21 protein-coding genes are annotated in these 19,490 nt (G+C 65.6%); 7 read left to right on the top strand and 14 right to left on the bottom strand.

From position 1 onward, the window contains the following. Positions 1–15: 15 nt before the first annotated feature. Positions 16–678, bottom strand: a complete 663-nt coding sequence (locus tag ACZ1II_RS09655) for a YggS family pyridoxal phosphate-dependent enzyme (RefSeq protein WP_465146232.1) — start codon at positions 676–678, stop codon at positions 16–18. On the opposite strand from ACZ1II_RS09655, the gene ACZ1II_RS09650 reads away from it, so the two are divergent. From ACZ1II_RS09650 to ACZ1II_RS09640, 3 genes are all read left to right on the top strand, one after another. After that, positions 677–1,237: a thiamine phosphate synthase gene (locus tag ACZ1II_RS09650; protein ID WP_465146231.1), complete on the top strand. Its 561-nt coding sequence runs from the start codon at positions 677–679 to the stop codon at positions 1,235–1,237. The genes ACZ1II_RS09655 and ACZ1II_RS09650 overlap by 2 nt on opposite strands. A gap of 111 nt (positions 1,238–1,348) precedes the next feature. After that, positions 1,349–3,745: a DNA translocase FtsK gene (locus tag ACZ1II_RS09645; protein WP_465146230.1), complete on the top strand. Its 2,397-nt coding sequence runs from the start codon at positions 1,349–1,351 to the stop codon at positions 3,743–3,745. Continuing rightward, entirely contained in the window at positions 3,745–4,164 is a 420-nt protein-coding gene (locus ACZ1II_RS09640; RefSeq protein WP_465146229.1) for a hypothetical protein, read from the top strand. The genes ACZ1II_RS09645 and ACZ1II_RS09640 overlap by 1 nt, the downstream gene beginning before the upstream one ends. Before the next feature lie 157 nt (positions 4,165–4,321). On the opposite strand, the gene tatC is transcribed toward ACZ1II_RS09640, so the two are convergent. The 10 genes from tatC to ACZ1II_RS09590 all read right to left on the bottom strand — a co-directional run bounded on the left by tatC (position 4,322) and on the right by ACZ1II_RS09590 (position 12,201). Next, on the bottom strand, positions 4,322–5,140 hold the full coding sequence (tatC, locus tag ACZ1II_RS09635) for a twin-arginine translocase subunit TatC (RefSeq protein WP_465146228.1): 819 nt from the start codon (positions 5,138–5,140) through the stop codon (positions 4,322–4,324). A 36-nt stretch (positions 5,141–5,176) separates the two neighbouring features. Next, on the bottom strand, positions 5,177–5,587 hold the full coding sequence (tatB, locus tag ACZ1II_RS09630) for a Sec-independent protein translocase protein TatB (RefSeq protein WP_465146227.1): 411 nt from the start codon (positions 5,585–5,587) through the stop codon (positions 5,177–5,179). Positions 5,588–5,611: 24 nt separating this feature from the next. After that, complete coding sequence (locus ACZ1II_RS09625) at positions 5,612–5,851, bottom strand: twin-arginine translocase TatA/TatE family subunit (RefSeq protein WP_465146226.1); 240 nt, start codon at positions 5,849–5,851, stop codon at positions 5,612–5,614. Between the two features lie 107 nt (positions 5,852–5,958). Continuing rightward, complete coding sequence (gene scpB / locus ACZ1II_RS09620; protein WP_465146225.1) at positions 5,959–6,624, bottom strand: SMC-Scp complex subunit ScpB; 666 nt, start codon at positions 6,622–6,624, stop codon at positions 5,959–5,961. Between the two features lie 17 nt (positions 6,625–6,641). Continuing rightward, positions 6,642–7,454, bottom strand: a complete 813-nt coding sequence (locus ACZ1II_RS09615) for a segregation and condensation protein A (protein ID WP_465146224.1) — start codon at positions 7,452–7,454, stop codon at positions 6,642–6,644. Positions 7,455–7,456: 2 nt separating this feature from the next. Beyond that, the gene (nagZ, locus tag ACZ1II_RS09610) at positions 7,457–8,467 is read right to left on the bottom strand and encodes a beta-N-acetylhexosaminidase (protein ID WP_465146223.1); all 1,011 of its coding nucleotides are present in this window, start codon (positions 8,465–8,467) and stop codon (positions 7,457–7,459) included. A gap of 276 nt (positions 8,468–8,743) precedes the next feature. Further along, complete coding sequence (locus ACZ1II_RS09605; protein WP_465146222.1) at positions 8,744–9,526, bottom strand: SPOR domain-containing protein; 783 nt, start codon at positions 9,524–9,526, stop codon at positions 8,744–8,746. Between the two features lie 3 nt (positions 9,527–9,529). Next, complete coding sequence (gene argS / locus ACZ1II_RS09600; protein ID WP_465146221.1) at positions 9,530–11,278, bottom strand: arginine--tRNA ligase; 1,749 nt, start codon at positions 11,276–11,278, stop codon at positions 9,530–9,532. A 121-nt stretch (positions 11,279–11,399) separates the two neighbouring features. Beyond that, positions 11,400–11,630, bottom strand: coding sequence for a hypothetical protein (locus ACZ1II_RS09595; RefSeq protein ID WP_465146220.1), 231 nt, complete (start codon positions 11,628–11,630; stop codon positions 11,400–11,402). Positions 11,631–11,742: 112 nt separating this feature from the next. Next, positions 11,743–12,201, bottom strand: coding sequence for a surface-adhesin E family protein (locus ACZ1II_RS09590; protein ID WP_465146219.1), 459 nt, complete (start codon positions 12,199–12,201; stop codon positions 11,743–11,745). A 513-nt stretch (positions 12,202–12,714) separates the two neighbouring features. On the opposite strand from ACZ1II_RS09590, the gene miaB reads away from it, so the two are divergent. From miaB to ACZ1II_RS09575, 3 genes are all read left to right on the top strand, one after another. Next, positions 12,715–14,049 (top strand): tRNA (N6-isopentenyl adenosine(37)-C2)-methylthiotransferase MiaB, encoded by a 1,335-nt coding sequence (miaB, locus tag ACZ1II_RS09585; protein WP_465146218.1) that lies wholly within the window; start codon positions 12,715–12,717, stop codon positions 14,047–14,049. Beyond that, positions 14,046–14,741, top strand: coding sequence for an alpha/beta fold hydrolase (locus tag ACZ1II_RS09580; protein ID WP_465146217.1), 696 nt, complete (start codon positions 14,046–14,048; stop codon positions 14,739–14,741). Before miaB ends, ACZ1II_RS09580 begins: the two co-directional genes overlap by 4 nt. A 78-nt stretch (positions 14,742–14,819) precedes the next feature. Beyond that, the gene (locus tag ACZ1II_RS09575) at positions 14,820–15,947 is read left to right on the top strand and encodes an IS5 family transposase (protein WP_465144525.1); all 1,128 of its coding nucleotides are present in this window, start codon (positions 14,820–14,822) and stop codon (positions 15,945–15,947) included. Positions 15,948–16,238: 291 nt separating this feature from the next. Here ACZ1II_RS09575 and ACZ1II_RS09570 read toward each other — a convergent pair whose 3' ends face one another. After that, the gene (locus tag ACZ1II_RS09570) at positions 16,239–16,829 is read right to left on the bottom strand and encodes a hypothetical protein (protein ID WP_465146216.1); all 591 of its coding nucleotides are present in this window, start codon (positions 16,827–16,829) and stop codon (positions 16,239–16,241) included. Positions 16,830–16,996: 167 nt separating this feature from the next. Next, a complete protein-coding gene (locus tag ACZ1II_RS09565; RefSeq protein ID WP_465146215.1) occupies positions 16,997–17,488 on the bottom strand; it encodes an RcnB family protein in 492 nt (163 codons plus the stop codon). Between the two features lie 277 nt (positions 17,489–17,765). Here ACZ1II_RS09565 and ACZ1II_RS09560 point away from each other — a divergent pair, with 277 nt between their 5' ends. After that, complete coding sequence (locus tag ACZ1II_RS09560; protein ID WP_465146214.1) at positions 17,766–18,797, top strand: PhoH family protein; 1,032 nt, start codon at positions 17,766–17,768, stop codon at positions 18,795–18,797. Between the two features lie 24 nt (positions 18,798–18,821). On the opposite strand, the gene ACZ1II_RS09555 is transcribed toward ACZ1II_RS09560, so the two are convergent. Further along, positions 18,822–19,403 (bottom strand): NMCC_0638 family (lipo)protein, encoded by a 582-nt coding sequence (locus tag ACZ1II_RS09555; RefSeq protein WP_465146213.1) that lies wholly within the window; start codon positions 19,401–19,403, stop codon positions 18,822–18,824. Positions 19,404–19,490 lie beyond the last annotated feature (87 nt).

Genomic DNA, 19,490 nt, shown 5'->3' with positions numbered 1-19,490 from the left:
CGGCCCTTCGCGAACCTAGCCGCGCGCGCCGAACAGGGCGCTGCCGACCCGCACGTGCGTCGCGCCGAGCATCACTGCGGTCTCGAAGTCCTCGCTCATGCCCATCGAGAGCTGGTCGAGACCGTTGTCGTCCGCGATCTTGGCGAGCAGCGCGAAGAACGGTGCCGCCTCGATCCCGAGCGGCGGCACGCACATCAGGCCCGCGACCGGAATCTGCGCCTCACGCGCCGAGGCCAGCAGCGCGGGCACGTCCGCGATCGCGCAGCCGCCCTTCTGGTCTTCGGCGCCGATATTGACCTGCACGAAGCAGGGCACGCGGCGGCCGGTCTTGTCCATCGCCTTGCCCAGCGCCGCGACCAGTGAGGGCCGGTCGAGCGAATGGATGCTGTGGAACAGGCCCAGCGCGTCCTCGGCCTTGTTCGACTGAAGCTGGCCGACGAGATGCAGCCGCAGCTCGGGGTGTTCCTCCAGCAGGGCGGGCCACTTGGCCTCGGCTTCCTGCACGCGGTTCTCGCCGAACACGCGCTGGCCCTGCGCGATCAGCGGCGCGATCGCCTCGGCGGGATGGGTCTTGGAAATGGCGACGAGTTCGACCGAGGCTTCTTCGCGCCCGGCAATGCGGGCGGCCTGGGCGATACGGGCGCGAATGTCGGCGAGAGGAGTTGCTGGCTGATCCATGGCGCGCTGCTATAGCGGCTTCGTGCCGAACCGCCACCCGCCTCTTCCCCATATCTGGCTGATCAGCGATGCCCGCAACGATCCCGCACTAGAGGTGGCACTCGCCCGCCTGCCGCGCGGATCGGGGCTTATCTATCGGCATTACCACCTCGCTCCAGCCGAGCGCCGCGCCCGGTTCAAGGCCCTCGCCCGCGTGGCCCGGCGCTTCGGGCACCGCGTGGTCGTCTCCGGCACACCGAAGCAGGCGCGGACCTGGAAGGCCGACGGCGCTTATGGGCCGGCGGAAAAGCTGGCCCGAGGCCCTGCGACACTGCGCCTCGTCACCGTCCATTCCCTGCGCGAACTGGCCCGCGCCCACCGCGCCCGCGCCGACGCGGTGCTGCTCTCGCCGGTCTACCCGACCCGCTCCCACCCCGGCGCGGCGACGCTCGGGCCGGTGCGTTTCCACCTTCTCGCCGCACGATCCGCCGTGCCGGTGATTGCCCTCGGCGGCATGACCCGCCATCGCGCGTGCCATCTGCCGACGCGAAAATGGGCGGCGATCCAGGGCCTTGCCTGAGGAGCAAGCGAGTCGCCCACAAGCCTGTTCCCGATCCATTCTTGACGGCGAGTCCCGCCGGAGCGCATTATCCGGGGCCTGATCAGAGCCCGATTTCAGGGGGAATTCCTAATGGCCACCCGGCCCCTCGCGCCCGGACGGCGTATCGCCAAGCCGAACTGGCGCGCCGTTCTCAAGCGCTCGCTGCGCCGCGCATCCGAACTGAGCGGCGCGCTGACGCTGTTCGCGGCGATGACCTTCCTCGCCCTCGCGCTGGTAAGCTATCACCAGACCGACCCCTCCGCCTCGACCGCCGCAGGCGGCCCGGCCCAGAACTGGATGGGCACGGTCGGCGCCTGGGTGGCGGAGCGCGCGCTGGTGCTGTTCGGGCCGGTCTCGGCGCTGTTCATTCCCCTGCTCTACGTCTTCGCCCGCAAGCTCTGGCTGCTGGTCGAAGAGGACGACAACGAGATCGAGCACTCCAACCAGCGCTGGTGGCGCCCGGTGGCAGTGCTGGCGATCGCGATGACCTTGATCGCCACGGTCATGTCGCTGGTCTTCACCGCGCCCGGTGGCGTGCTGCCCGCCTCGATGGGCGGCATCACCGGCTTGCTCGGCGCCAAGGCCGTGACCGGCCTCGCCGCTTTCGCGCCCGAGATCGTGCAGGGCTGGATCAAGCTGGTGCTGGCGCTGCTCTGCGCGCTGGCCGGTGTCGCGCTTGCGGGCCGCGTCTTCGCCGTCGACTGGGTGCGCCTGCTGACCCTGCCCGGCCGGATCGGACGCCTGCGCGGCGAAGGCGAAGCCGCGCCTGCCGCCTCCGAGAAGGCCAAGGCGCGCACCGTGGCGGAGGAAACCGACAAGCCCAAAGCGGCCCCCCGCATCGATGCGCCGTCCGCCGCCGCCTTCGACGGCCCGGCGGAAAAGCCGCGCAAGGCGCCTGAGATCAGCGACCCCAAGGCCGCGGCCACCCCCGCGCAGCTCAACATCGGCAATCGCCAGAAGGACATGTTCGACAAGTTCGCACTGCCGGGCCTCGACCTGCTGAAAGACCCGCCGCCGAATTCGCAGCCGAAGATCGACAAGCTCAGCCTCGAACGCAACGCGCGCCTGCTCGAAACCGTGTTGGACGACTTCAACGTGAAGGGCGAGATCACCGCCGTGCGCACCGGCCCGGTCGTCACCATGTATGAACTGGAACCGGCGCCGGGCATCAAGTCCAGCCGCGTGATCGGCCTGGCCGACGATATCGCCCGCAACATGAGCGCGATCTCGGCCCGCGTGTCCTCGATCCCCGGCCGCACCGTCATGGGCATCGAACTGCCGAACGCGGACCGCCAGATGGTCTCGTTCAAGGAGATGGTCGCCTCCGAAGCCTTCGCCGAGCACAAGGGCATGCTGCCGATCATCCTCGGCAAGGACATCGCCGGCGAGCCGGTGGTGGCCGACCTTGCGACGATGCCGCACTTGCTGGTTGCTGGTACGACGGGCTCCGGTAAGTCGGTCGGCCTCAACACCATCCTGCTCTCGCTGCTTTACCGCCTGACGCCGGCGCAGTGCCGCCTGATCCTGGTCGATCCCAAGGTGCTGGAACTCAAGAGCTACGACGATATCCCGCACTTGCTCTCGCCGGTCGTCACCGAGCCGCCCAAGGCCGTGCGCGCGCTGAAGTGGGCGGTGGAGGAAATGGAGCGCCGCTATCGCCAGATGAGCGAGATTTCGGTCCGCAACCTTGCCAGCTTCAACGAAAAGGTCCGCGCCGCCGCCGCCAAGGGCAAGCCGCTCGGCCGCCGCATCCAGATCGGTTTCGACCCCGAAACGGGCGAGGAACTCTACGAAGACCGCCAGCTCGATTACGAGACCCTGCCGCAGATCGTCCTCATCGTCGACGAATTGGCCGACCTTATGGTCACCGTCGGCAAGGAAATCGAAGTTCTGATCCAGCGCCTCTCGCAAAAGAGCCGCGCCGCGGGCATCCACCTGATCATGGCCACGCAGCGCCCTTCGGTGGACGTCATCACCGGCGTCATCAAGGCCAACCTGCCGACCCGCGTGTCCTTCGCCGTCACCAGCCGCATCGACAGCCGCACCATTCTTGGCGAACAGGGTGCCGAACAGCTGCTGGGCAAGGGCGACATGCTCTACAAGCCCAGCTCCGACCCGGTGAAGCGCGTCCACGGCCCCTTCGTCTCGGACGAGGAAGTCGAACACGTCGCCGATCACTGGCGGGCGCAGGGCAAGCCCGACTACGTCGATGCCGTCACCAACGAGCCGGAAGAAGGCTCGTTCGGCTTCGACGACCTCGACGCTACCGCCTCGGACCAGCCGGAAGAGCGCAAGTACCGGCAGGTCTGCCAGCTGGTGTTCGAGAACCAGAAGGTCTCGGTCTCCTGGCTGCAGCGCCAGATGGGCGTGGGCTACAACACCGCCGCCAAGTGGGTGGAACGCATGGAGCAGGACGGCTACGTCGGCCCGGCAAACCATGTCGGCCGCCGCGACATCTACCGCGACGAGAACGGGTCACCGCTCTGATGCCGCCGATCGGGTGCTGCCTTCCGCTGCTGGCCCTGCTGGCGACGCCCGCCGTCGCCGCAGGCACGGCGGCCCAGTGGCAGCGCCTCTTCGTGCCCCAGGTCGAGAACCTGATGGGCCGCCGCGTTTATGTCGACAAAGCCAGCGTCCACACCGGCATGATCGGGCGGCAGTTCCGGCAGATGCAGGTCCTGCTTCGCCCCAACGCGGGATATCCGACCGGGACCCTGCTCTATACCGACCGCGCGGTGGACTGCGCCGGAAGTCGAGCGCTCGCCTACCATTGGCAGATCGTTCGGCCCGATGGGACCGTCTTGCGGGATTGGAGCGAGGCCAGCCCTGCCGTCTCAGCCGTGCAGTGGGCCGGGGAGGACGGGCTTGTGCTCAAGTACGTTTGTACGGGCAGATTGCCGCGGTAGGATCAGGGAAGGGAAGTGCTGGGGGATGATCCCCCAGACCCTCGGAATGTCTGCCTCGCGCGCCGCCTATCCGGTGTGCGCTCATTGGCAGCGAGTGGGTCTCCCGGCGCCATCGTCAGGTGATGCGCGTCCTTATCCCGTCACCTCAACGTAGCGATCAGGCCGTTGGCGCGCCTGTCTCGGCAGGTGCCTGCGCTTCCTCGGCTGCCTTCTCGCGCGCATCGCGCTTTTCGGTGAACCACATGAACAGCAGCGTGCCTTCGTAAAGCGCCAGCAACGGAATCGCGAGCAGCAGCTGCGAGACGACATCCGGCGGCGTCGCCACGGCGGCAATGATGAAGATGCCGACGATCGCATAACGACGCGCACCTACGCACTGCGCACGGGTGATGATCCCGGCGCGGTTGAGCAGCATCAGCAGCACCGGCAGCAGGAAGCTGATCCCGAAGGCCAGGATGAACTGCATGACGAGCGCCAGATAGTCCCCCGTGCCGGGCAGCGCTTCCAGCTTGAGGCCGCCCTTCTGCCCCTCGAAGGTCAGGAAGAAGTGGAAGGCCGTGGGCATCACCACGTAATAGGCCAGCGCGGCGCCCATCGTGAAGAGCACCGGCGTCGCCACCAGGAACGGCAGGAACGCCTTCTTTTCCTTGGCATAGAGACCGGGGGCCACGAACTGCCAGATCTGGTTGGCGATCACCGGGAAGCTGACGAAGAACGCCGCGAACAGCGCGATCTTCACTTCCACGAAGAAGGCTTCGTAGAGCTTGGTGTAGATCAGCTTGCCCTGCCCGGGCGGAAACGCTTCCGTCAGCGGGCGAACGAGGAAGGCGAAGATATCGCTGGAGAAATAGAAGCAGACCCCGAAAGCCACCGCGAAGGCCAGGAAGGCGCGCAGAAGCCGGGTACGCAGCTCGATCAGGTGTTCGAGCAGCGGCGCCTGCGTATCGTCTATGTCTGAAATGCGGAAGGGCTGCATGGTGCGGCTTCTAAAAGAGGAACTTGGTCTGAAAGATCAGGGCGGCGGCGGCGGAAGATGCATTTCGGCCTGCTCGGCAGGCTTCGGCGCGGGCTTGGCTTGATGCTCGCCCACCCCGTCACCCTCGGCAACTGGCGCAGCTTCGGCCGGTTGCGGTAGCGAGGGCGTTTCCGAACCGGTCGGCGCCTGCATCTGGTTGATGTCGGGCAGAACCGGATTGGCCTTCATGATGGCCTCGTTCTGCTCGCGCCACTTGCGCTCCATCTCCTCAAGCTCGGCCTCGCGCACCATGGCGTCGATGCCGGCGCGGAAATGGCCGGAAATCTTGCGCATCTTGCCGATCCATCGCCCGGCCGTCCGCATCGCCAAAGGCATATCCTTCGGTCCGATGACGACGACCGCCACGATGACGATCAGAAGAAGTTCCGAAGCACCTACGTCGAACATTGCGAGCGCGGGTCCAGAGCGTTCTTAAGACTGCTCGGTCTTGTTCTCGGCCTTCGCCGAAGCAACCGGAGCATCGCCTGGCTGGGCGGTGATCTGCGGGGCCGTGGTCGAGGAAGTCTTGTTCTCTTCCTCGTTCATGCCCTGCTTGAAGCTCTTGATGCCCTTGCCGAAGTCACCCATGATTTCCGACACGCGGCCGCGTCCGAACAGCACGAGCACGATCACCAGGACGATCATCCAGTGCCAGATCGAGAAGCTACCCATAACCTCAACTCCAAAAACCGTGCGACCGATTCCGACCGCATAGAGCCCATCTAGGCATTTTACCGCGAACTTGCCAGTCCGTCATTGATATGACCAACTGCGGTCGCTTAGCGGTCATCTTCCAGGAAGAGGTCCGGATCGACAAGCTCTTCCGCCGCCCCGTCCTCAGCTTCTTCGTCCTCAGGTTCCGCGTCTTCTCCGGGCACTTTGCCAGGGCGCAGCGCGGTCTCGATCATCTCGTCATCCACAGGATCGAGCAGGCCCGCCGCCCGCAGTTCCTCCAGGCCCGGCAATTCCCGCAGCGATCCCAGCCCGAAATGCGCGAGGAAATCGGGCGTCGTCGCGTAGATCACCGGGCGCCCGGGAACCTCACGGCGCCCGGCAACGCGCACCCAGCCCGCTTCCATCAGCACGTCGAGCGTGCCCTTGGCGGTCTGGACCCCGCGAATCGCCTCGATCTCAGCGCGGCTGACCGGCTCGTGATAGGCGACAATCGCCAGCACTTCGGTCGCCGCGCGCGAAAGACGGCGCACGTCTTCCTTCTCGCGGCGCAGCAGATGGGCCAGGTCCGGCGCGGTCTCGAAGTGCCAGCGCTTGCCGCGCTCCACCAGCAGCACGCCGCGCCCTTCGTAGTCCTTCCGCAGCCGAGCGAGCGCCGGGCGCACGTCGGCCTGGCCGAGGTGGTTCGAAATCTGCTCGACCGTCAGCGGCTGCTCGGCGGCGAACAGCGTCGCCTCCACCGCGCGGAGAAGGTCGTCCATCGGTTCCGTCATATTACTTGCCAGCCATCTTACTTACAGGCCTTCAGGCGGAGCGGACCGAACGTCTGCTCCTGCGCGATCTCGGCCTTGCCGGTGCGCGCGAGTTCGAGAGCGGCGACGAAGCTGGAGGCCAGCGCCGAGCGCCGCAATTGCGGATTGGCCCAGCTTTCGCTCGCCGGAGGAAGGAAATCGCGAAGATCCATCCAGTCGAGCGAGACGCCGAGCATCGTGGAGACACGGGCGATCGCGCTGTCCAGCGTCATCACCATGCGCTCGCGGACCATGTGGACCACCGGCTGGCTGCGCACTTTCACGTCGCCATAAGCCCGCACGAGATCGTACCACGAGCACTGCCAGGCCGACTTGCGCTCCACCCGCAGCCCTTCCGGCGCACCGCGCGCGAAGACGTCGCGGCCCATCCGGTTGCGCCCCATCAGCCGCGCTGCCGCCTCGCGCATCGCGCCGAGCCGTTGCAGACGCAATTGCAGCCGCAAGGCCAGTTCCTCGGGACTGGGATCGGCCTGCTCGTCCTTGGGCAGCAGCAGCGAGGACTTCAGGTAGGCAAGCCAGGCCGCCATCACCAGATAATCCGCCGCCAGTTCCAGCCGCAGCGCCTCGGCCCGGTCGATATAGTCGAGATAGGCGGCGACCAGTTCGAGGATCGAGATCCGGCGCAAATCCACCTTCTGCCGCCGCGCAAGATCGAGCAGCAGATCGAGCGGGCCTTCCCAGCCCTCGATCTCCAGATAGAGCGCTTCCTTGCGAGCTTCGGCGCGCTCCTCGCCCTCCCAGCCGCCATCGGCAGCGGGCAGATCGAGAGGAAGTTCGGAAGAAGCGTCCACGCTCAAGCCGCCAGCGCCAACAGAGCGTCGCGACGCGCGAGCAGTTCTGCGTGGGTTCCGGTGGCCTGCGCCCCCGCGACCGAGGCCAGCGCAAGGTCGAGCTTTTCGAGAGCCTGCGCGCTCATCGCCGGAACGCGATTCGCAATGCCGACCATGTCGTCCATCTTCGCCCAGCAATTGAGCGCAATGTCGCAGCCCGCCGCAATCGCGCGCTCGGCCAATTCGGGCACGCTACCGGACAACGCCTGCATATCGAGGTCGTCGCTCATCAACAGGCCGGTGAAGCCGATGCGCTCGCGGATGATCTCGCGGATCACGAAAGGCGAAAGCGTCGCCGGGTTCTCCGCGTCCCACGCCGTATAGCGGACATGCGCGGTCATCGCGAAAGGCACGTCCTTCAAAGTGCGGAACGGCTCGATGTCGAGTTCCAGCTCTTCCTCCCTCGCCTCGACGGTCGGCAATTCCTTGTGACTGTCCGCCATCGCGCGGCCGTGGCCGGGGATGTGCTTCATGCAGCCGACGATCCCGGCCCGCGCCAGCCCCTGAAGCGTCGCCCGCCCCAACGCCGCGACGCGCATCGGGTCGCCGCCGAAGGAGCGGTCCCCCACGATATCGTGCGCGCCGGGGTGCCGTATGTCGAGCGGCGGATGCGCATCGGCAGTCACGCCCACTTCGGCAAGGTCCAGCCCGAGCGCCTCGGCATTGTCCCGCGCCGCCTCGATCGCACTGGCGGGAGCGAGTTCATAGAGCCTGTCGAACGCCCCGCCCGGCGGATAGGCAGTCCACACCGGCGGCTTCATCCGCGCGACGCGGCCGCCTTCCTGGTCGATGGTGATGTAGAGCCGCTCGCGCCCGTGGATCGCCCGCAGCTCATCGGTCAGCGCGCGAAGCTGCTCGCGGTCCTGCACATTGCGGCCGAACAGGATGTAGCCAACCGGATCGGCATCGCGGAAGAACGCGCGCTCGTCGGCGCTGAGGGTCAGCCCGGAAAGGCCGAAGATCGCGGGTGTCATAAGTGCGGTTGGTCGCAGGATTCTGCGGTTTTCGCAAGATTTCCAGGGGTGGGAAGTGTGGAAAGGAGAAGGGAGAAGTCCTGGGGCCCTTCGACAAGCTCAGGAGATCCCCCAGACCCTCGTAATGTCTACCTCGCGCGCCGCCTAACCGTTGTGCGCTCCTTGCGGCGCAGCCAATAAGTCTCCCGACGCCGCCATGGGCGCGCAACGGCGAGGTAGGGCGTGACCTCGACAGTTTCGGGGTGCAGGGGCGATGGCCCCTGCTTTTCCCTTCACTTACTGCTTAACCTGACAACTCAGCCCAGCCGACTTCATCCCACCGCAAAGCGCCCGCGCCGCCGCGAGATCGCCGGGCACGGCCTGGAGGCGGTAGACCTTGCCGATATCCGCCTGTCCCTCGACGATGCGGTGGCTCACGCCGGACAGGGCGGGATACTGCACCTTCAGCGCGTTCCAGCCCGCTTCGGCGGTGGGCTTCGAGGTATAAGCGCCGACCTGCACGCCCACGCCGGTCACGACAGGTTCCGGCTTGGCGGAGGCGCTGGCGGAGGGCGAAGGCTTGGGCGACGGCTGCGGCGCCGGGGCGCTGTCGGCCTCGCCCTGCCCGATCTGCGGCATGCGGGACTGGCCTTCGGCGACCGCGTAGCTGGTGTCGCCGGTGCCCGCCACGACATCGCCGCCGGGATTTTCCGGCCGCGTCTTGTAGGGTTCCTTGGGTGCCTCGATCACGCCGCCGCTGGCGACCAGCGGCTGTTCGGTCTTCTGGCGGGTGGCCCACCAGATGCCGCCGACGATCACGAGGATGGCGGCGACGGCAAGCCCGACGAGCAGCAGGGTCTGGCCGTTGCCGCCGCCCTGCTGGTCCTCGAACTCCTCGTCCTCGCCTTCGAGCCAGGGCAGGCGCACGTCCTCGTCACCGAGTTCGAGTTTGCGGGGAGCCTGCTCCGCGCCCTCGAAACCGGAGGCGGAGCGCCCCGCGTTCAGGTCGTCATGGAAGGACCCGCTGCGGCTTTCACCGTCCCGGTCCTCGCCTTCCTGATTCTGGCCCCAATTCGCCATGACTTACATTTCCTCCACTGCCTCGACGCCGAGCAGCGCGAGGCCATTGCGGACAAGTTGCCCGATCTGCGCGGCCAGGAAAAGCCGTGCGCCGGTCAGGTTAGCGTCGGCAGCGTTAACGAAGCGCTTTTCCACGCGGTCGTTGCCGAGGTTCCAGTAGCCGTGGAAGGCCGCGGCGACATCGCCAAGGAAGAAGGCGATGCGGTGCGGCTCGCGCGCGGCGGCGGCGGCTTCGACGATGCGGGGGAACTGCGCGGCCAGCTTGACCAGCTCCAGTTCCTCTTCGCCCAGCAGTTCGAGGTGCTCGCCCGAGGGGGTGAAGCCGCCCTCGGCCTGCCCCTTGCGCAAGGTCGAGTGAACGCGGGCATTGGCGTATTGCACGTAGAACACCGGGTTGTCCTTCGAGGCTTCGACCACCTTGGCGAAGTCGAAGTCCATCTGCGCTTCGGGCTTGCGGGTCAGCATGGTGAAGCGCACCACGTCCTTGCCCACTTCCGTCACGACTTCGGCCAAAGTCACGAAGTTGCCCGAACGCTTGGACATCTTCACCGGCTCGCCGTCGCGCAGCAGCTGGACCATCTGGACCAGCTTGATCTCGAACGGGGTCGGCTCCCCATCGGCGCCGGTCATGGCGGCGACGGCGGCCTTGATGCGCTTGACGGTGCCCGCGTGGTCCGCGCCCCAGATGTCGACGAGCGCATCCGCGCTCTGGGCCTTCTGGAAGTGGTAGGCGAGGTCGGCGCCGAAGTAGGTCCAGGTGCCGTCCGACTTCTTGATCGGGCGGTCCTGATCGTCACCGAACGCGGTCGACTTGAACAGCGGCAGTTCCACCGCTTCCCAGTCTTCCAGCGTCTTGCCCTTGGGCGCTTCGAGCACGCCGTCATAGACGAGGCCCTTGGAACGCAGCCAGGCTTCGGCTTCGTCCGGCTTGCCCGAGGCCTGAAGTTCGGCTTCCGAGGAGAACAGGTCGTGGTGGATGCCGAGCAGGCCGAGGTCCTGCTTGATCATCACCAGCATCGCGGCGACGGCCTTTTCGCGGAACAGCGTCAGCCATTCCGATTCGGGGGCGGCGACGTACTTGTTGCCGAACTCGTTCGCGAGCTGCTGGCCGACCGGAACAAGGTAGTCGCCCGGATAGAGGCCTTCGGGGATCGACCCGACCGCCTCGCCCAGCGCCTCGCGGTAGCGGACGTGGGCCGAGCGGGCGAGCACCTGCACCTGCGCACCGGCGTCGTTGACGTAATATTCCTTGATGACCTTGTGGCCCGCAAACTCCAGCAGCGTCGCCAGCGCATCGCCGACCACGGCGCCGCGGCAGTGACCCATGTGCATCGGGCCGGTCGGGTTGGCCGAGACATATTCGACGTTGACGGTGGTGCCGCCGCCCATTTCCGAGCGGCCATAGTTCGAGCCCAGCGCGCCGATCGCACGCAGTTCGGCGATCCAGGTCGCGGCCGAGAGGCGCAAGTTGATGAAGCCCGGTCCGGCGATCTCGGCGGACGTCACCGCATCGAGCTTCGACAGCTCTGCAACCAGCGCCTCGGCCAGATCGCGCGGCTTCATGCCTGCGGGCTTGGAGAGGACCATGGCCGCATTGGTCGAAAGGTCGCCGTGCGAGGGATCGCGCGGCGGCTCGACCGTGATCGCGCTTCGCTTCAACCCGCCGGGCAGCGTGCCCGCTGCTTCGAGCGCATCGAGCGCGGCGTTGAGGTGGCCTGCGAAGGCGGCGTAAAGGGTCTGGTTATCGCTCATGACGCGCGCGGATAGCGTAACTGCGGCGAAAGGGGAACAGGCTGCAAGGTGACAGTCTGGTTGACACGGTTGACACGGTTGACACGGTCCAGGGGAAAACCGTCACCTTGTGCCGGAAGTGTCACCTTATACCGCCCTGCGGATAGCCGCGCGGCGCCGTGCCTCGTGCCAGACGGCGGCAAAGCCCTCGCCCAGCCGCGCGCAGGCGATAGGCGGACTGGCGACTCATCCCCACCTCCCGCGCCGCCGCCGCGACCGAGCGGCCCTCGTGGAGCAAGTCCAGAAAGGCGAGCGCCTTGGCCTTGGTCCAGCGGTAATGGGAATTGGAGCGGCGGGTGCGGGGCTGGGTCATGCCGCGCAAGGTATCGCGAGGGGGTGGTTGTAGGAAAATGGTTTGGGGGTGGGTGGAGTTTCGGGATGCGCCGACATTCGAGACTCTAAGCCTCGCGTAAAACGACGCCGTTTTAAGGTCCACACACGAATGCGTGAACCTTCTCAGCGAGACTGTCCGGCACAATATATTGCCAACCGGCTGGTCGACTCAAGGGGATCGTTGGACCTTCGTAACCAAATACGATTGACCCTTGGATCACTCTGAAACGACGTGTCGTGCAGTTATTTTCATACAGCGACGGCCCCAATCGCGCGTGTAAAACGACACCTTCGTTGGTCCATGTGAAGTTTTCAGAGTTTGCAATGCGCACCCAATAGGTGGCGTTGGGCCCATTGCGCCGCAGTGAGGCTTTATCGACTTGAAGCACGTAGTGCGTATTGTCGCCTTCCCATGCGGCATCCGAAATGAACCGCCAGTCGGCCTTTGACAGAGCTGGCGAAGGAAGCAGCGCCACAGCCACGGCTAATATTCTGAGTACGCCCACCTTTATCCCCCTGTCGCCATCAACACTGACAACAGGTTCACTCATATGACGCGTGGGTGCGGCCGCCTACCCGCATTCCGCGCCGTCACCCTGAACTCGTTTCAGGGTCCATCTCGCCAGGAGGCACCGCCCTTTAGCTAATCAACCGAGAGTGCGGCTTGCTGTACAAGGTTCCGGTTTCGGCGGCACGATGGATCCTGAAACGAGTTCAGGATGACGAGGTGGGATGCGAGACGTTTCTTTCCCGCAATTCCCGTCGTCCCCGCGAAGGCGGGGATCCCGCTTTTTCTATCTGGCCTCGCCGAGAAAAGCGGGGCCCCCGCCTTCGCGGGGACGACGGTTTCCTCGTTCGGGGCCGATGCAACCGTTGCGGCGTTGACTGGTCCAGCCTCGGCCGAAGGCCTTTCTCATCCCACCCGGCAAGTGCAGCGCGACGACGAAACCGCGCGCAAGGCTGACATTTCGAGGGTCCGGGGGATCATCCCCCGGAAATCTTCTCTTCCTCCCCCTCACCGACAACCCTTCAAAACCGCCCGAAATGCGTGTATCGGCGCCCCCATGCCTTCCATCGAGATTCCCAAGACCTATCGGGTCAAGAGCTTCGGCTGCCAGATGAACGTCTATGACGGCGAGCGCATGGGCGAGTTGCTGGCCGAGCAGGGCATCACGGCCGCGCCGGAGGGTGAGGAGGCCGATCTGGTGGTGCTCAACACCTGCCATATCCGCGAAAAGGCAGCCGAGAAGGTCTATTCCGACATTGGCCGTCTACGCCGCACGGACGGTTCCTCGCCGCTGATCGCGGTGGCGGGATGCGTCGCGCAGGCCGAGGGCGACGAGATCATGAAGCGCTCGCCCGCGGTGAAGATGGTGGTCGGCCCGCAGGCCTATCACCGCCTGCCGGAGATGATCCGCGTCGCCGCAGAGGGCAAGCGCGTCACCGATACCGACATGCCTGCCGAGACCAAGTTCGGCGCCCTCCCCCGGCGCCGCCGCTCGGGTCCGACCGCGTTCCTCACCGTGCAGGAGGGCTGCGACAAGTTCTGTACGTATTGCGTCGTTCCCTATACGCGCGGCGCCGAGGTTTCGCGCCCCCATGCCGACCTGATCGACGAGGCACTGCGGCTGGTCGATGCCGGGGCGCGCGAGATCACGCTGCTCGGGCAGAACGTCAATGCCTGGACGGGCGAGGATGCGAAGGGGCGCCAGGTCGGTCTCGACGGACTGATCCGCGAACTCGCCGAAATCCCCGATCTCGTCCGCATCCGCTACACCACCAGCCACCCCAACGACTTCACCGACGGCCTGATCGCCGCGCATGGCGAAGTGGCGAAGCTGATGCCGTTCCTCCACCTGCCGGTGCAGGCGGGCAGCGACCGGGTGCTGAAGGTGATGAATCGCAGCCATACCGCCGAGAGCTATCTGAAAGTGCTCGAACGGGTGCGCGCGGCGCGGCCCGATATCGCGCTTTCGGGCGACTTCATCGTCGGCTTCCCCGGCGAGACCGATGCCGAGTTCGAGGAGACGCTCGCGCTGGTCGATGCGGTGGGCTACGCGCAGTGCTTCAGCTTCAAGTACAGCCCCCGTGCGGGCACGCCTGCCGCGACGATGACCGGGCAGGTGCCCGCCGAAGTGATGACCGAGCGCATCATGCGCCTCCAGGCCGCGCTGGGCCGTGACCAGACCGCCTTCAACGCGGCCTCGGTCGGCAAGACCTGCGAAGTGCTGGTGGAGCGCAAGGGCAAGCTGCCCGGCCAGTGGCTGGGCAAGTCGCCGTGGCTGCAATCAGTCTATTTCGAGGGCGATGTGGCGGTGGGCGATCTGGTCCGGGTGGAGCTGGTGGACAGCGGCTACAACGCCGTTTCCGGCAGGCTGCTGGAGACCGTGGCCGCGTGACCGGGAAGCAGGCGCTGGTTCTGGTTCCGGGGCTGTCCTGCGACCGGCACGTCTGGCAGGCGCAGATCGCGGGGCTTGCCGATATCGCGGAAGTGACTGTCGGCGATACGCTGCAGGACGATTCGATCGCGCTGATGGCGGGCCGGGTGCTGGACGCTGCGCCGGAGCGGTTCGCCATCGCCGGGTTCTCGATGGGCGGCTATGTCGCGATGGAAATCTGGCGCCGCGCGCCGGAGCGGGTCACGCGGCTCGCCCTCGTCGATACCAATGCCCGCGCCGATAGCGAGGAACAGGCGGCGCTGCGCCGCGCCGCCATCGCCACGGCCCGCTCGCGCGGGTTCGAAGCGGTGCTGCGCGGATCGCTGCGCCAGCTGGTCGCGCCGGACTGTCCGGAGGCGCTGTTCGAGGAAGTCGTGCAGATGGCGCTGCGCGTCGGTTTCGGCACTTACATGGACCAGCAGGCGGCGATCATCGACCGCGCGGATTCGCTGGAGACGCTGGGTTCGGTGACGGTTCCGGCGATGGTCATGGTGGGCGCAGAGGATGCCCTCACCCCGCCGCATCTGGCCGAGGAAATGGTGCGGGCACTGCCCGGCGCGGTCTATGAGGTGATCGCGGATGCCGGGCATATGGCGCCGATGGAGCAGCCCCAAGCGGTCAATGCGGCGTTCCGGCGCTGGTTGGCGGCTTAACAGGTCGCGGAAAAAGGAACTTCCCTTGAGGCCGTTGAGGTGATTCAAGTCGCCTCGACCGAGGTTGAAGGATTGAAGATGCGCGGCGGCGATCACCGGAGCGAAGGGCTGTTTTCTTACGTGAGCTGCGAAGCTCGGGTACCGGCGGATCATCCGCTGCGGGCAATCCGTGCAATTGTCGACGAGGCGTTTGAGGTGATGTCGGGGGATTTCGACGCGATGTACTCGCGTATTGGCCGGCCGTCGATCCCGCCCGAGAAGCTGCTGCGTGCGCTGCTGCTGCAGGCCTTCTATACGATCCGCTCGGAACGCCAGCTGATGGAGCAGATGGATTACAATCTGCTTTTCCGCTGGTTCGTAGGGCTGGCGATGGATGCGCCGATCTGGGATGTGACGGTCTTCACCAAGAACCGCGAGAGGCTGCTTGGCGGCGATATCGCCGCCAAGTTTCTGTCCGCGATCGTAGGGCAATCGCGCGTGCAGGCGCTGCTGTCAGACGACCACTTCTCGGTGGACGGTACGCTGATCGAAGCCTGGGCGAGCATAAAGAGCTTCAGGCCCAAGGATGACACCGCCTCGGACGGTGACGACGACGACAGCGCTTCGGGTACCGGACAAAACGGTCACGCCAAGGCCAAGGGGCGCAATGCTGAGCGCGATTTCCATGGCGAGAAGTGGAGCAACCTCACCCACGCCTCAACCACCGATCCTGATGCCCGGCTATTCAAGAAGGCACGCGGTCAGGCCGCGAAGCTGTGCCACATGGCCCATGTCCTCATGGAAAACCGGCACGGTCTGGTTGTGGATGCAACGCTCACCCATGCCACGGGCACGGCCGAACGGGAGGCCGCGCTGACCATGCTTAGCCGTATGAAGGGGCGTCATCGCATCACGCTGGCGGCAGACAAAGCCTACGATACCGTCCACTTCGTCGCCGCGTTGCGCGAGATCGGAGTTACCCCGCACGTGGCACAGAACGTCAATGGCAGGCGCTCCGCCATTGATGGGCGCACCACCCGCCACCCTGGTTACGCCGTTTCTCAGCGGATCAGGAAACGGATCGAAGAGGTCTTTGGCTGGGCCAAGACCAGCGGAAACCTGCGCAAGACCCGACATCGAGGGCAAGCCCGCGTGGGGTGGAACTTCACATTGACCGCTGCGGCTTACAATCTCATCAGGCTACCAAAGCTGCTGGTGGCAGCATAACTGTGCCCGAAATCCGCAGAAAGAAGGGTCCTGGCAAGCGCGGCAGTCAACAGATACCGATGACACCACCCCGTTGGCGCTAAACCTAATCAAAATCAGGCGCTCAAACGGTCCGAAACTGACTTTTTCCGCGGCGTGTTAAAGCTTCCCCCTCACACTGCCGTCATCCTGAACTTGTTTCAGGATCCATCGCGCCGATAGACCCGCCGTCTATGGTCAGAAATGGATCCTGAAACAAGTTCAGGATGACGAAGAGTAATAGGCAAGGCTCAGGAATAACCCGGACCGGGATCAATCCAGCGGCTTCAGCGCATCTTCCGTAATCAGCGGCTTGCTGATCGGCGCCGCGTCGGCGCTCACTTCGGCGCTGGCATTGCCGGGATAGGTCCTGCCGGTGAAGCGCAGCCGCGAGATGCCTTCCGCCATGCCGCCGCCAGAGACCGTGACCGCCAGATCGCGCCAACCGTGCGACTTGCTGGTGAGCACGCCGACCGGAAGCTGGACCACGCTGGTCTCGCTCACCTGGATCAGGTCGCCGTCCTGGCGCTTGAGCACCGCGAGATTGCAGCCGCCGGTGCCGCAGAACATCGGCCCGCCGAGATAGACCAGCACTTCGGGCGTGCCGTCACCGTCGAGGTCAACCTCTGCCGCGGCATATTGCAGCTTGCCGAGGTCGCTGGAGACCGCGTCCTTGTGGTGGGCGCGAATCCAGTCCTCCGCCGTCATCGGCGCGGCTTCGGTCACGTCCTCGACCGGCTCGGCGCTGGCTGAGGCAGTGGGTTCGGACGGCGCGGCGTCCTTCTTGCAGGCGGCCAGCGACAGGCCGAGTGCGAGCAGCGGAGCGAGTGCCAGAGCCGTCCTGGCGGAAGAAGTCCTTCTCATGGGCAAAGGCTAGCCGCTTGCGCCTCCCGCCCGCAAGACCGCTTCGTCGCATCGCCAAAACGCCCCGAAGAACGCCGGACAAAAGAAAGGAGCCTCCGGCATGCACCGGAGGCTCCTCGCGACCCGCCAGGGACTCGGCGGTTTGGAAGGGGACTTTGTTTAGAGACTTACCAGAAGAAGCCGTTGTTGACGGCGACCACCCGGCCGGTCCGCATGTTCACCATGACCACGTCGTTGCCGTAGCGAACCCAGCGGTGGCCGGCGCGCGGCGCGGGCAGACGGTAGCGGCCATAGTCGTTCACCCAGTAGCGGCTGCCATAGTAGTTCGGCTGGAAGCGGTGGCCGACGGCGACCGGGCGATAGGCATAGCCGCGCGGGCCGACATAGGCGGGGCGGCGGAAATCGTTGCGGTGGCTCTTGCGATAGTCGCGCCAGTCCTCGCGCAGCTCGCGGCGGGAATCGTTGAGGTCGCGGCGGGCTTCGCGGACGTCGCGGCGGTCGCCGTAGCGCTGGGCCTGGCGCAAGTCGCGCTGGTCGTGGCGGACGTCGCGGGCGCTTTCGCGCACTTCGCGGGCGCTCTGGGCCGAGGCCATGGTGGGCACCGCCGCCGCGGGGATGATGACGCTTGCTGCCAGGGCGGCCATGATGAACTTGCGCATTGTGCTTCTCCTTGAACCGATCGGACCGGGAAACCCAAGAGGCTCTGGTCCGTCTGTGAGTTCAGGTTTGCACCACGCAAGATGAACGGACTTAAAATGTTGTTTGCAGGAAAATTTCAGGTTTGTCTCAGCCCTGCGACAAATCGCCGGAGAGCGCGCCGAAACGGGCGGTTATCCCCCATGAACCGAGCAATTTTCAAAAAGACATGCCTTGCAGGAAGCGGCGCGCGGAGCCATCTTCAAGACAGAACGAAGCATCCTCATCTGAAAGGAGCACATGGCCCGCAAAGCAGCACGTGCCGGTGAAACGGCGCAGTTCAGGCCCGAAGCACATCGCCGGGCGCGTGTCGAAGTCGAGTTCGACGAGCAGACTTTGCTGGGGGCCTTGTTCGGCCAGTTCGATGCCAATCTCGTACAGGTCGAAAATCGCCTCGGCGTCTACATTGCCGCGCGCGGCAACAAGATTCAGATCGAAGGCCCGGAAGACGCCGTCGCCCGCGCCCGCGACACGCTCAAAAGCATGTATCATCGGCTGGAGCAGGGCCAGGCGCTCGATTCCGGCGCGGTCGAGGCACTGATCGTGATGTCGGCAGAACCGACGCTGGAGGGGATCATCTCCGGCGATACCGGCGCCCCGCCGATCATGATCCGCACTCGCCGCAAGACGATCGTGCCGCGCTCGGCCACGCAGATCGAGTATATGCGCGCGCTCGCCCGTTCGGACGTGATCTTCGCGCTCGGTCCGGCGGGTACGGGCAAGACCTACCTCGCGGTGGCGCAGGCGGTCAGCCAGCTGATGACCGGCTCGGTCCAGCGCCTGATCCTCTCGCGCCCCGCCGTGGAAGCGGGCGAGAAGCTGGGCTTCCTGCCCGGCGACATGAAGGACAAGGTCGATCCCTACCTGCGTCCCTTGTACGACGCGCTCTACGACTGTATGCCGCCCGAACAGGTGGAACGCCGCCTCGCCTCGGGAGAGATCGAGATCGCGCCGATCGCCTTCATGCGCGGCCGCACGCTGGCCGACGCTTTCGTCATCCTCGACGAAGCGCAGAACACCACGCGCGAGCAGATGAAGATGTTCCTCACCCGCTTCGGCCAGAACAGCCGCATGGTCGTCTGCGGCGATCCCCGGCAGGTCGACATCCCCGGCGGCGACCGCATGAGCGGCCTCGCCGACGCGGTGAGCCGTTTGGAAGGTGTCGAGGGCATCGACGTCACGCGCTTCACCGTGCAGGACGTGGTGCGCCATCCCATCGTCGGGCGGATCGTCGAGGCTTACGAGGGGCCGCTCAGCCAGTACGAGCAATAAGCGAAGCCGGTGGCCATGGATGCGTCATTCGCCCGTGGCCGCCGCCTTACCATAGGCTTGGTGGACGAAACGCAGCACATAACCGGTCTCGCCGATGGCGCGCCGTCCGGCATCGCTGATGCTCTGCTCGATGAACAACAGGCTTTCGCCGCTTCCATCGGCTTTTTCCGTCTTCCCGTCGAACGCCGTCATTGAAGCCTTGATGTGCAACTGGTTGACCTCCTGGTCGAAGGCCTTTTCGGTGATCGAACCCGCGCGTGCATTGGCTTTTACATAGGCATCGCGAACCGTGATGTAGGGCTGGATGTCCGGCATGCGCGGTGCATTCCAGCGAACCGAACAGGCATGAAACGGCGGAAACTCCAGCCAGACGGTGGTGGATTCGCCGGGTAAACGCCAGCCTCGCGCCGGATCGTCGTTCATCGTGACCTTGACGTCCTGCGCGGACATCTCCTGCGCACCGCGCTTTTTCAGGAGCGCAACGACGGCGTCATCGTCTGGAAACGCATGAAGGCAGATTTCGTCATATAACGATACCATCCGCGTGAGGTTTTCATCGACCCCATCGGAACCGGCAACCGCCGCCAGAGCCAGAAACAGCGCCATTATCGATATCCCCCCTTATTGCGTGCGCCTTATCGCAAGTCCCCGCATCGCCGCTTCTGGCCCGAAAATCCTCCATCGGCAACAGCT

It is taken from the genome of Novosphingobium sp. BL-S-20 (assembly GCF_055521635.1).
The sequence above is the reverse complement of the archived record's forward strand: the minus strand, read 5'-3'. Positions and strand labels throughout refer to the sequence as shown.